General features: G+C 53.3%; 12 protein-coding genes and 1 pseudogene. 5 read left to right on the top strand and 8 right to left on the bottom strand.

All coding sequences use genetic code 11. From position 1 onward, the window contains the following. The first annotated feature begins 29 nt into the window (after window positions 1–29). The 5 genes and pseudogenes from AADX97_RS08450 to AADX97_RS08470 all read left to right on the top strand — a co-directional run bounded on the left by AADX97_RS08450 (window position 30) and on the right by AADX97_RS08470 (window position 1,729). Window positions 30–182: a hypothetical protein gene (locus AADX97_RS08450; RefSeq protein WP_374233410.1), complete on the top strand. Its 153-nt coding sequence runs from the start codon at window positions 30–32 to the stop codon at window positions 180–182. Between the two features lie 67 nt (window positions 183–249). After that, window positions 250–843, top strand: a pseudogene (locus tag AADX97_RS08455) (DUF6088 family protein). After that, window positions 836–973 (top strand): hypothetical protein, encoded by a 138-nt coding sequence (locus AADX97_RS08460; protein ID WP_374238758.1) that lies wholly within the window; start codon window positions 836–838, stop codon window positions 971–973. The pseudogene AADX97_RS08455 and the gene AADX97_RS08460 overlap by 8 nt, the downstream one beginning before the upstream one ends. A gap of 205 nt (window positions 974–1,178) precedes the next feature. Continuing rightward, the gene (locus AADX97_RS08465; protein WP_374233409.1) at window positions 1,179–1,457 is read left to right on the top strand and encodes a BrnT family toxin; all 279 of its coding nucleotides are present in this window, start codon (window positions 1,179–1,181) and stop codon (window positions 1,455–1,457) included. Further along, the gene (locus tag AADX97_RS08470; protein WP_374233408.1) at window positions 1,454–1,729 is read left to right on the top strand and encodes an antitoxin; all 276 of its coding nucleotides are present in this window, start codon (window positions 1,454–1,456) and stop codon (window positions 1,727–1,729) included. Before AADX97_RS08465 ends, AADX97_RS08470 begins: the two co-directional genes overlap by 4 nt. Before the next feature lie 353 nt (window positions 1,730–2,082). Here the strand turns inward: AADX97_RS08470 and AADX97_RS08475 are convergent, their stop codons facing one another. The 8 genes from AADX97_RS08475 to AADX97_RS08510 all read right to left on the bottom strand — a co-directional run bounded on the left by AADX97_RS08475 (window position 2,083) and on the right by AADX97_RS08510 (window position 12,170). Further along, entirely contained in the window at window positions 2,083–2,850 is a 768-nt protein-coding gene (locus AADX97_RS08475) for a reverse transcriptase domain-containing protein (RefSeq protein ID WP_374238551.1), read from the bottom strand. 30 nt (window positions 2,851–2,880) lie between these two features. Beyond that, complete coding sequence (locus AADX97_RS08480; protein WP_374233406.1) at window positions 2,881–3,045, bottom strand: hypothetical protein; 165 nt, start codon at window positions 3,043–3,045, stop codon at window positions 2,881–2,883. Between the two features lie 52 nt (window positions 3,046–3,097). Next, window positions 3,098–4,858 carry a UvrD-helicase domain-containing protein gene (locus AADX97_RS08485; RefSeq protein WP_374233404.1) on the bottom strand — a complete coding sequence of 587 codons (1,761 nt, stop codon included), beginning with the start codon at window positions 4,856–4,858 and terminating at the stop codon, window positions 3,098–3,100. After that, window positions 4,845–6,617 carry an ATP-dependent endonuclease gene (locus tag AADX97_RS08490; protein WP_374233403.1) on the bottom strand — a complete coding sequence of 591 codons (1,773 nt, stop codon included), beginning with the start codon at window positions 6,615–6,617 and terminating at the stop codon, window positions 4,845–4,847. The genes AADX97_RS08485 and AADX97_RS08490 overlap by 14 nt, the downstream gene beginning before the upstream one ends. Window positions 6,618–7,063: 446 nt before the next feature. Further along, window positions 7,064–7,705 carry a DUF599 domain-containing protein gene (locus tag AADX97_RS08495; RefSeq protein WP_374233402.1) on the bottom strand — a complete coding sequence of 214 codons (642 nt, stop codon included), beginning with the start codon at window positions 7,703–7,705 and terminating at the stop codon, window positions 7,064–7,066. A 426-nt stretch (window positions 7,706–8,131) separates the two neighbouring features. After that, the gene (locus AADX97_RS08500; protein WP_374233401.1) at window positions 8,132–9,136 is read right to left on the bottom strand and encodes a hypothetical protein; all 1,005 of its coding nucleotides are present in this window, start codon (window positions 9,134–9,136) and stop codon (window positions 8,132–8,134) included. 528 nt (window positions 9,137–9,664) lie between these two features. Beyond that, window positions 9,665–9,895 carry a hypothetical protein gene (locus tag AADX97_RS08505; protein ID WP_374233400.1) on the bottom strand — a complete coding sequence of 77 codons (231 nt, stop codon included), beginning with the start codon at window positions 9,893–9,895 and terminating at the stop codon, window positions 9,665–9,667. A gap of 610 nt (window positions 9,896–10,505) precedes the next feature. Next, a complete protein-coding gene (locus AADX97_RS08510) occupies window positions 10,506–12,170 on the bottom strand; it encodes an AAA family ATPase (protein ID WP_374233399.1) in 1,665 nt (554 codons plus the stop codon). Between the last annotated feature and the right edge of the window lie 37 nt (window positions 12,171–12,207).

The following is a 12,207-nucleotide window of genomic DNA, read 5'->3' on the forward strand; positions in this document are numbered from 1 at the left end:
CGGATCTCGGAGCGGGATCTCGGATCTCGATGACACCCAATTTCACGAAGGAACGGGTTATGGCCCGGTCGCTGGCTCGGGATGTCGTGGAAACGCTGATCCTCGCCACCCAGGCGGGGTCCATTTCATCCCGGGAGGATTTTCTCGACGGCCTTCTCGATAAGGACCCGCCGCTCATCTAGCCGGAGCGCCCATCCCGAGGTTGAAAACTGTCAGAAAACCTCGTATTTTTCTGACAGGAGAACCGCCATGCAACCCCTGACCGAACAGATCCTCGAGCATGCGACGCGGCTGCCGAAGGGCACGCCCGTGGCGGCTAAGAGCTTGCTTCACCTTGGCAATCGCGCGGCGGTGGACCAAGCCCTGGCGCGCCTGGCCGAGAGGGGGAAACTGCTTCGAGCTGGGCGCGGCGTTTACTTGCTGCCGGTTACGAGTCGGTTCGGGACCCGAGCGCCATCGGTGGAACAGGCCGTCGAGGCGATCGCCGCCCAGCGCGGCGAGATCATCGTCTCGAGCGGAGCCGCCGCCGCCAACAACCTCGGCCTCACGACGCAGGTACCGGTCCGGTTAGTCTATCTGACGTCCGGACGTACCCGGAAGATGAGCCTCGGCAAACAGATCGTCGAGCTTCGCCACGCCCCGCGTTGGCAGCTCGCTATGCCGCATCAGCCAGCGGGTCAAGCGGTTCGGGCGCTTGCCTGGCTTGGACCGGATAAGGCCTAGGCCGCCCTGCGCACCCTGAAACGGAAGCTCCCGCCCGCCACGTTCAGCGAGCTGGTGGCGGCGGCGCCCCAGCTTCCGACCTGGCTTGCGCGCAGCGTAGGGAAGGTTGCGCATGGCTGACACCTTCCTCCTCCTTCCGGCCGAGGATCGTCGGGAAGCACTGAGCGTCGCTGCAGACCGCTCGGGCCGACCGGCGCACCTTCTCAAGAAGGATGCGTGGGAAGGGGGCGAAAGGGGCCAGGCTCAATGACGCTCCTGTCCACCCGGCGCATTTAATTGAGCCTGGCCCGTTTTCCCCAAAACAGGATTATAGAAATGCGTAGAGGGATAACGCGTATAGAGCGACAGGTTCCGTTAGAAACGCCAACTAGAGCCTCCAGCCGCTGCCCAAAGCGGCAGAGGCTAACGCTAGTCGAAAGGGATACATACGGCACACAACGTGCTAAGCTTGGCGCATGAAGCCGATTTCTTGGAATCCGGAGAAAAACGCACTTCTCAAAGTTCAGCGAGGGGTTTGTTTTGAAGATGTGGTTTTCCACATCATGGCCGGCGACATCCTGGACACAATTGACCACCCGAATCAGGAACGTTATCCCGGTCAGCAGATTCACGTGGTTGCTATCGAGGAATACGTATACCTCGTTCCGTTTGTGGAGTCGGAAGAAGAGGTCTTCTTGAAGACGATTATTCCGAGCCGCAAAGCTACCAAGAACTACAAAGGTGGCAACAAATGAACAAGCTAGATCAGGAAGAACGCGAAATCTTGGACGCGTTTGTGTCCGGCAACGTAAAACGTTCCAAGAACGCAGCGGAGACCCAGAAACGGCACCAAGAATATGCCGAAGCAATGTTCCGGAAGGATTCCCGGATCAACATTCGCCTCCCCTCGAAAGATCTTCGTGGCCTGCAAAAGAAAGCGCTTGCGGAAGGTATCCCATACCAAACACTAATTGCCAGCATCCTTCACAAGTATGTTGAAGGTCGGTTGCATGAAAACGACGGCTAACAAGCGACTAAACTCCGACCCAATACCGCGCATTGAGCTTGTGGATTAATGAAAGGTCGTCGGCTTGCGCGGCATTGGTCGGATTAGCCGAAACGTTAGTGCGCCAAGCGAAGCTTGGCGCTTCTTACCAGGTGCAAGTCCCGGTCGGGTAAGGGTTGGGAAAAGGGGCCAGACTCAATGACGTTCCTCTCCAGCCGGCGTATTTAATTGAGCCGGAGAGTAAGCCGGGTCCTCACCGTCGGTTAGGCTGATGTTTGTGTTCTCTGTTTGCCGCCTGGTTTCCCGGCGGTGCCACATGATCTCGGCCATACGACGGTTCGTTCCCGGCTCCTCGCAGAACCGGACTGGGAGTGTTACACCATCCGGCTCCCAGCTTGAGTCTTCCACCAAGGGACGGGGTAGAGGTCGTGAAGGATCCGCGCCGTCGGGAGCATGGGCTTGATGACCGCGTAGAAGCGCTTCCAGGTCAACGAACGACGTTGGCTGCGCCGGTTGAGCCATTTGAACAATAGGCCCGTCGCGGCGTAGAGATAACCCGACACGCCCCGGCTATTGCCGCTCACACCGTAGTACTGGATGTGGCCGCGCAGATGCCGGATCAGGTAAGCCACCATCGCCCGCCCGCCTTGCGCCCGCAACCCACGCAAGCGCTCGCTCAAGAGCGCGAGCTTCTTGCGGACCCGCTTGCCGTCGGTCTTGCGACCGACGACGAAACGCCCCGTTCGGCTCTTCCCGACGTAATGGGTCAAGCCGAGGAAGCTGAAGGTCCGCGGTCCGGGCGTTTCCGCCCGCGTCCGACCCAGTTGCTCGCTGCCGAAACGCAGCAGTGCCGTTTTGCTCGGCTCGACCTCCAGGTCGAACTGCGCCAGGCGTGCGGTCATCTCGGTGAGAAAGGCCCGTGCATCGCCTTCGTACTCGAAGCAGGCCACATCGTCGTCGGCGTAGCGAATCAGGTACGCCCGTCCCGTGCAGGTCCCGGCAAACCGTTTCTCGAACCAGAGGTCGAGGACATCGTGCAGGTCGATATGACTGAGCACGGGCGAGACCAGACCCCCTTGCGGGGCGCCCTCTTCACGGGAAAAGGGGCCAGGCTCAACGACGTTCCTCTCCAGCCGGCGTATTTAATTGAGCCTGGCCCCTTTCCCCCCTTCTCATAAATTTACGGGATGTATGACCGTGCGCAGGAACTCGCGGTTGCCCTCGATTTGAACTGTCAAGGATCCCTTGACCGTTGCCGCCGCATCCATGGCCCCGCGCAGTTGGTCGGCCATGCTCCAGCGCGTGTTCCCCAGTTGTTTTTGGCTGGTGTCGGTCATTTTGAAAAGGTGTTTCGGGCGGCTATGTGTTCTGCGTTCGTATGCATGATTACTATATTGTTTTGAATCCCCAGCTAACCCACTTCGCCGCATGCTTGTCAAAATGCGAAGACGGCAAACCCACCACAAGCGCATGTCTCGCACGGGTCATTGCTACATACGCCAATCGGCGTTCTTCCGTATTCTCAGCTCCCTGGATCGCCGAAACGACAGAATTGAAGAACTTTGTGGAGCCCAATACCAAAACTGCATCAATACTCTCACCCTTCACTTGGTGTATGGTTGCCTGGCGTATAGGGGGAAATAGAGTTTGCGGCTGAAATAACGGAAGTGCTAACTGTTGTTGATCAAGACCCGTCCTTCTGATCTTTTGGCCTAACTTGGGGATGTTTTTGATTCCAAGATTGTTGAGAAGAGGGGCGAGATTTGCCTTCAATTTGTCAATCCAAGTGGTTCCACTCTCCCCAACCGAAGGCAATCCTTCTTGGCACTTAGTGAACCTCCAGAGTGCCAGCCTGAATTCAGCGGCCGCGGCACCTTCGGGATTCTCATCCAGCGCATCCCAGAAATCTGGCTCGTCGATCATCTCACGGATTGCCTTTTCAAGAATCCGAAAGGCCTTCTTGTAGTCTTTCCGAACGTCGCGGTGAAAGGCAGCAAGTGCTATTTCCTTTGTGAGACCTTGCAATTCGTTATAGTTCGCGACACCTCGAATCGCCTCCAGTTGTTGATGGGCGCGGCAAAGAATCGCCGAGCCGTCCTGCGATATTCCAGCCCTTGATAGATGAGTTTCAAACGAGGATATGCACCCGCTGAACAAATTGTCCGATCCGCGAACAATAAAAGCTCTGCAATGTTCGTTTAGTGGCTCACCACAACCATCGAAGCCATCATTTCCGCTGATATGGCGGACCGCTGTCGCGATGACATTGTTACAGCGGAATGAGCGACTCAGAGGTTTCTCAACTATTCCCCATTTCTCTTTCAGTGCCGGGAGTGATGTTGCATCTGCCATGCTAAATTCATAAATGCACTGATCTGGGTCGCCAACTAGCGTCACCTTCATGCCCTTCTCTCGCAGGAAGTTCAAAAGGATGAGGAGCCAAATGTTCGTATCTTGCGCTTCATCAACGATGATCTCCGGGAAGCGTCGCGACAAACACTGGGCGATATGCGGGCGATCGAATAGAATCCTACACGCCAAATATACTCGCTGTCCGTGTGTGTAGTAGCCAAGTTTGAAAAACTCCGAAACTGGATTACCCCACTTGAATTCCAGCACCTTGCCGCCAAAGTCCTTCGAGGCTTTATACCCAACTTTCCCATCATCGTTTAAAAAAGGGATGATCTCCCAAACAGGCACAGAATACTTTTGCCCTTTGTTATTTTCGGTCCATCCTTGTAGCTTTTTGTTATTCCAGTCGCCAGGACGTGGTCCGAGAAATAGCTTGGGACGCTTTCTGCTGTCATAGAGCAGGTGCCCGAACGGAGTGATTATGAAGCGTTCAACGAATGAATCGAATGTCCCAACGAAGTTCGGATTCGAAAGTAGCTCTCTTCTGCCAACTTCGATTGTCGCTTCATGAAACTCCCGAATCGCGGTGTTCGTGAACGAGAGTAGAGCGAGACCTCCAACTTTGTGATGCCAATTTGCACCGCGCCAAATAAACCGCCGACATGACGTCCATGTCTTGCCGCTGCCGGGAGACGCTCGAAGCAGAAACTCCAACTCGTCCGCAAAGATTGCGTCTCGCTGCTGGCCAGTTGGATTCTGAGCCAGTATTTGTTCCCGTAGTCGCTCAGTCCGGCTCATTGGCGTTCAGATTATTGATGACCCCGAGGAACACCAAGGCATCGCGAATATAGTGCGGAACAGAATCCGCAGTCAGCCTCTCCGCTTCGGTTTGCGAAAAAATCCAACTGAAGGACCCAGTCGAGGTTCTCTGTGTTTCTAGTGAATCTTCGAGAAGGCCGGCCAGTTCTTGGGCAAACTCGCCTTTGGACGTTCCGCTCCGAAGAAACTCGGCAAGAAACGCATCAGCTTTCTCATCTGTTGAATGCAAGCCGGCGAGAGCTGTTCGCAGCGCATTGCCGAGTTGCGGCCGTAATCGCCAAAAGGATTCAACCAAAAACGGAAGCAAGATGGCAGACCGTGCTAGTTCGTGCTCGAAGGTTACTTCGCCGAATTCAACACGGAGATTTGGAATTTCATCCTCCTTAGCCTTCAGCCCGGTTGCAGTCGCGGAGGGTTGTCCGGTGCGGTCCGCATCATCACCGTCGGTAAGTATTGCAACTGATAGACCAAGGCGCTCGGTTCCGAAGAGTGGAATGAACGCGTTAAAATTAATTCCGTCCGCATTGAGAACGGTGACGGAGGAGTCTTTCAAATTCCCTCCGGCGATACGGGTGAGCACCGGGAGCAAAAGGGCTTCTGCGATCCCTTCGACCATGAGGATTCTTCGAGCAAAGAATAGCTCGGCTCTCGTTGCATCGAGAAACCGCTGAAGCTTCTTCTTGAGAGTCTCATCGTAGTTAATCGAGCAAAGTGATACGCCAGTCACTTTCCCACCCACCTCGTGCACGGAAATCACCGAATCAATCGGAGCTTGGCTTGCTAATACAGGGGAATGGGTGCTCACCAATACTTGGACTGGATTTCCTCCGGTGTCCTCGGACGCATTTACCAGATGCCGAAGCAGGAGAACTTGCAGGTGCGGGTGCAGATGGGCTTCGGGTTCCTCGACAATGATTGAACGAAACGAATAGTCTGAGCTTCGCCTAAGGGTTCCCAGTGTCGCAGCCGTAAACACGAGGTTGTTGTAGCCCAATCCATTCAATGCGAAAGGCAAACCATCGATCTCAGGTTGAAGGCCTGCTATGATGCGATGAAATCTAGGATCGCTGAATATGAGTTCGGTCTTTTGAGCAAGTTCGGGGCCCGCTATCGAAGACAACTGGGTGTCGATATCTGTCTTTGCTGTCTTAACCGGATCAAGGTCTCGAATCTGATCGTTTGCTGTCTGCGCGATAGTCTCGAATTCGCCGCGTTTATCATCAGGCGTTAGGCGCTCGAGTAGGCGAGAAATTTGGGAATGCCTGCCAGGGCGTAATCCACTCTCTGGATCACGGAGAGGTTGCAGGTAGATTGAGCTGAGGTGGTCGTAGAGGTTGGACGGAAGCGTGCCGCCTTCGGTCTCACCGCCCCACATCTTCACATTTACCCTTCTCGTGGTGGCGTTGAACTCCGCTCGTGCATTCAGCCGCGCGTGAAACTTTCCGTCGCCAATGTCCACGAGGCATTCTTGAAAGTGAACTTCGTCGATATCGCTTAGATCACAAAAAGTGCACGAAATCTCGATTGGGGAATTCTGGGAGCCTCTTCGAAAGTCATCTTCATTAAGCCGGAGGGTTTCAAAGTCACGGCTTGAAAATAGCATCAGTCGCAATGCATCGATAATGGCCGTTTTCCCTGCGTTGTTCTCGCCGACAATCACGGTTAGTCCTTCTGGAAAGGTGATCGAAAGGTCTTCGATCTTTCGGAAATTGCGGATATGAAGTTTGAGTAGGCGCATGGAAATACTGTGCTAGTTGGTCAATCGCGGCAGTTGTTTGTACGGCTAGGAAATCCAACCGCCTGTGAGAAAGTATCGCCGGGGGAAAAGGGGCCAGGCTCAACGACGTTCCTCTCCAGCCGGCGTATTTAATTGAGCCTGGCCCCTTTCCCCTTCGCCTACACCGAGCGTCTCACCGAGCTGCATCGCAACAGCAAGAAAGGGGTCCAGCAAGAAAGGGGTCAGAGCCCTTTCTCGGACCTTTTTCAACATACCGATGATCAAGGGGCCGATTGGTTGCTGATTGCGATTACCGTGGTCGTCCCCGGTTTCCTCAGTTCCACAACGATACCGGAGCAGAGGGCCGAGGAGCCCTCCTCGGCCCTCGCCCTTCGGTTTACTTGCGACAACGAGCGGGTTGCGCAAGACGGCGTTCCTTGCCCTTGTCGGCCGGAGGCTTCGCCTCGCTAGCCGGGCTCGTGATCGAGCCGATGGACGATCGCGGTCATGACCACGGCGCTCCCGAGCAGCCATAGCGGCCCCAGCAGCCACAGGATCAGCGGCAGCGCCAGGTACCAGCCGCGCATGCCCAGGTTGTAAGCGCCGGCGCCGCGGCTGACGGCGTGGAAGGCGGTGTCGATGGTCACGTCCGCGTCCTGGTCCAGCGGGGCGTTGATCAGGAAACCGGCGTGGTTGTAGTAGCGCAGGGACAGCGTGAAGCAGATGAACACCCCGAGCAGCAGCAGCACGATGGCCAGCGCCTTGAGTGTCGTCAGGTGCTCGTGCTGGCTCGCGAGCGGGTCGAGTCCGTACTTGAGCTGCGTGAGCGCGTCCGACGTGAGCGCGACGCTCATGAGTCCCAGCGCGAGCACGATGGCCGTGGAGGCGAGAAAGGTCGCGGCCATGGTCCAGTTGCGCAGCGTCTGAACCGCGAGGATGTCTGCACCGCGTGCGATGACCTGCTCCAGCCATAGCCGGCGGATGCGGTTGTTGCGGCCGAGGGAGGTGGCGAGCGGCCGCCGCTTCAGCTCCAGCGCGTACCACAGGTGATAGCCGAGCAGAAGCGCGAGCGCTGCGCTGGCGATGACGAGCTCCCAGAGTAAGGGCATTGACGGTACCTGTTGTGTGGGCTATCCCGTGGACATGGGCGCCCTGCCGACGCTGTCCGGTGTCCTCGGCCGAGGCACTCGCGACGGCGAGACACATCGTGATTGCCGTCAAGGAGACCGTCAATTCCTCAATTCCGGGGACAGTTTACCTAATCCACTCGATACGAAGTATTTCGTCGAGGGAATTACGTAAACTGTCCCCGTATCTCCGCTCGTCACCATGGACAAGAAGCTCTTGCGGGCCTTCCCGAATCGCGCTGTCGCGCTCTCGGCGGGCTAACGTCACCCACAACCCGTGCCAAACCGCGGCTTGAGCGAGAGCGGATGCCGCAGTTTGGCGTCGAAGCTTGTGGGCGTGTTAGGCAACTTCTTATCATCTTTCTCTCGGGCGAACGCCGGAATTAATAAACTGTCACCGGATCTCGGCTATTGTCTTCTAAATTTGTCCATTGGCCCATCCACAAACATTTTGTATCCAGCGGCATTAGCGATCTCATCAAAATCCCGAATCAAATACAATCTGCCAGAAGTGCGCAAAAACAAGATGCTTGGCGCCAGAGATTTTCTGTTAGATCGCAATACCGGATAATCCTCGTCCCCTAGCTTTGGCACATTAACATAACTCACTGATAAAAGCACAAAGCTTTCATTAAACTCAGGATACGATTCAATCTCGCCACTTTTCCTTATATATCTTTCTTGTGGTGCGCCTCTTATCCATAGGCTTATCGCGTCATCTTCGATTTTGTATTGGATTCTTACATCTTCGCTTTTAATTCCGAATGCGTAGTCTCCATATTGGCCAAAGTACCCAACAGAAGGGCGCCCATTTGAGGACCGAAAAGCTTGCTGTATGTCAGCCAAATCTGCATCATCAGCTATGAACGCTAATTTAACCCCTGTTTGGGCAAGAAAGGAGTATAGGTCGGGGTCTGTATTTCTATTAGGGAAATAGCTTGAACGGCGATCTATTGAAAAGGACATTACGCGTCCATTTTGATGCGAGTTGACAATATACTCGGAAGAAAGCGAAGATGAGCTATCGATCTTACGGTCTCGAAGCTCTTTTCCAAGTGTTCTTAGGGAGGATAGAAACGCTTCCCCTCCAACAAAGTCATTTGGTATTTGTAAGACAATGGTAAGCTCGGGCTTATCAAGTGGCTGACTTGCACGCTCGAGTTCAACTAGTTGGGTTAGTATTTTGTTGGACCTTATTGATGCGGCCTGCGCGGAGATTTCGGCATTCAAATGCTCCAGAAGCTGCATGGAAAATGAAACCATTGTAGAGATTATGACTCCCCATAATGCTATCTTTCCCCACTTGGTCACCTTCCCATTTTCATCTTTGTATTCTACAAGGAGCGCCAAAACACCAAACGCACCTGCAAGGGTCGTTGAGATTAATTTCAGCAGGGTTATCAACAAAGCCATGTTGTTTTCATTTCTTGCCTAACGTTCTGAATGCAGCGACCCAAACCGCGCTGGCACTCTGCTTGCCGTCTTGCTACGAGGTCCGCGCGCGGTTTTGCAGGGGAAAAGGGGCCAGGCTCAATGACGTTCCTCTCCAGCCGGCGTATTTAATTGAGCCTGGCCCATTTTCCCCATATCGGCAGATCAAGCTGATCGGCGTCGGCCAGCTCTTTCCGCGTTCGGCCGGAAGCGTCGGGCCAAGTGCGCCGACCGACCATCTTCGTTATCTGTTTTTGAAAGCGTTCACTGCCCAGGACGAAACCACCGTTGGTCGCATCTCGAAGGCCATTCCGCATGTCCTACCGATAGGTCGTTGTCCCGCGGGAACAGATGCACCGAGTGATAGCAGGAAACCGTGGTCTGTCCCCGGTTTCCTATTAAGTAAACTGTCACCGGATTCCGCTGTGATCATATCAGCAAACGGCTCCGACCCCTTTTTCTCTTCGACCCCTTTTTCTCTTCCGCAGCCAGGGGTGTGAACGATTACGTTTAAACGACATCAAAAAACGTATCCCAATACTCCACCGCTGCGCCGACCGCTTGACTTGTTCCAGCGGCTTTGCTGACCAATTCTAGCCCTCCTTTCAGTGCGTCCCAGATTGCTTTTCCAACTCCTTTGTTCCCATCGCCGCCACGGGCAATCTGTTCTGCGAAGCCTGAAAATAAGTCGTGCGTTCGTTTGTCTTCAGATGCGAGAACACATTCGAGAATCGCTGTCAAATTTTGAACTTCGTCATTTTTTCGTCAGTCTGTAGCTTTTGAAACGAACGATTCACGGATGATTTATTTACAAGCGTTGCATTTCCAGACGCCTCGATTCTGTCACCAATGTGGATCATGATGTATACCTCGCTTCTTGAGTGGTAAATGGGCTTGCTGATTCCGCAAGCGGATGGGCAGTTCCGTATATACTCAAAAGCATCAATCGTGCCCAGAATATACAAGCACTCATCTGGACGAGCCTTCGAATGGTATACCGAATCCCGCGCTACCAAGAACACTGCATCCGACGTGCATGCTCGCCGCAATGCCAGAAAGAACGGGTGCTTGTGCGTAGGAACACCCGCGGATATTTCTACAGCATTTTGTTCAAATAGCCTTAAGTCAGTTATGTGCCTAAGCCAGTCGCTTAAGCGCGATCTCTTGTCACTGCCTGCCAGCTCCGCAACTCTGGAGTAATACTCTAACACACGGGACTTACGCTTGCCGCCCTTGTCAAACTGTAATCGTAGTTCAGTTCTTTCATCGATTAGCGGAATTAAGCCCCTGTAAAATGTATCGAAGGAATCTGCACACTTGGAAACGTACTCGTCGCAGGCAACTCCTGGTATCATTTAAGCGCCCGGCCAATCGCAAGATTGTCTTCGAGGGTTTTCTCGTAGAAGCCTTTCGGCCACGAGAAGCCATCGGCTCGCGAAACCACCTGTTCTCGGACAACAGGTGCGCCGTTGTTCTCATCCTCCTCAACAGTAAGTATAGCCACCATATCTTCTTTTAACGTCCCTTCGACCACCCGCCTCAATACTCGGCGCAAGAAATATTCGCTATGGGTTTCGACGATTAGCTGTAGTCGCTGAGGCGTGTCTAACGCCCGCGTAATGATCCAATCTGCAATCTCTGGGTGTAAATTAGGGTGCAAATGGGCTTCCGGCTGTTCAACAATAATAATTGATCCTACCGGGGCTGCTAGGATATCTGCCATTATAGGAAGAATCTGTGAGTATCCGTGTCCTGTATCCATAATCGTAAGGATTTGATCGCTGCCTAACCATTTCGGGTGGACTACCAGGGAGTGCAGAGACCCTTCAATTTCGCGCCCGTCAAATGACACGTTGGATCTCTGTAGCCACCAGTCGGAAATGTTCTTTTTCATCCCAGGGCTTTCCAACAAGGAATTAATCAAATGTATTGTTCGCTCTTTGTTATGATCTACCGCACCCTGATCATAATAGCGAAGCGGCGATGCTCGGAACGCGCCGATATGTGCAAGCTTTTCGGTTGTCACTTGTTGTAGAATAACCAATGCGGAATGCAAAAGTGTTAATAGACACTGCGAAAATTGATTATCCACATGATCGTCAGGTAGGTTAATAAAATAGTCAAGGACACTGCAATCGCCAAATTTCCTAAGGTCAAATGCCTCAGCAATTGCATCGCTCGATACACCTGCGAGATCGGAAGACACCGATAATACCCGGCCCTCTTTGTACGTTGCACTGACCAGTGTCATCCCTTGCCGGTAGATCGACACGCATTTGACACGCAAACCTTTTTGTCTGTCATCTGGAAGATTAGCGCAGACAAATCGGAGCATGAACTCACCATCACCGAGGCTTTCAAGATTCGTGAGAAAACTCGATAATTTACTTAACTCGGAAATGATGCTTTTCAAACCGTCGGTAGAGAATGATGAAGAGAACTCAGCATCCCAATAATCCGTACCCTTGAGTTGTGAGCGGGACGCCAAATTTTCAATCTCACGCAACAATTGAATGAGTCGACCAGCGTCTTTCTCACCGTCAAAAATCTGAGATGACTTACGGCTCATCTTACTGAGAAATGCCTCAATATTCTCCTGAATATCCTTCGGTCTTTTCTGTATGCGACTTGCCTTTGAAGCCAAATACTCAACTTCGCGAAACATACCGCGAGCGGCCCTACTGGCATCATCGTACGCTCTTTTTTGGTAAGCGCGGACGCGCCTAATAAAATCAGTTTCAACAAGATTTAGAGATATAACAAGATCCTCCGACTCATCCAATCTGTGGAAAGCGTTCCTTGCCTCTCCGTAGGTAAGATATTTGCCGTTAACGTGGATGTCATAGGGCGTAGACTTATTGAGCTTGTCAAACGACTGCTTGAGCAACAAGAGCGGATGGAACAGTGACGATTTGCCAAGTCCATTCGCACCGACTAGAACCGTTAATGGTCGAATGGGAAGGTTTGCGCATCCAAAGGCTCTGAAATGCTGCGTAGACACGCTCGAAATCTTCATTCATGGTCCCCCATTGCAAGAGTCGTGAATAGATGCT

This window comes from Thiocapsa sp. C2-2m (assembly GCF_041903745.1).
Lineage (GTDB): Bacteria > Pseudomonadota > Gammaproteobacteria > Chromatiales > Chromatiaceae > Thiocapsa > Thiocapsa roseilacustris.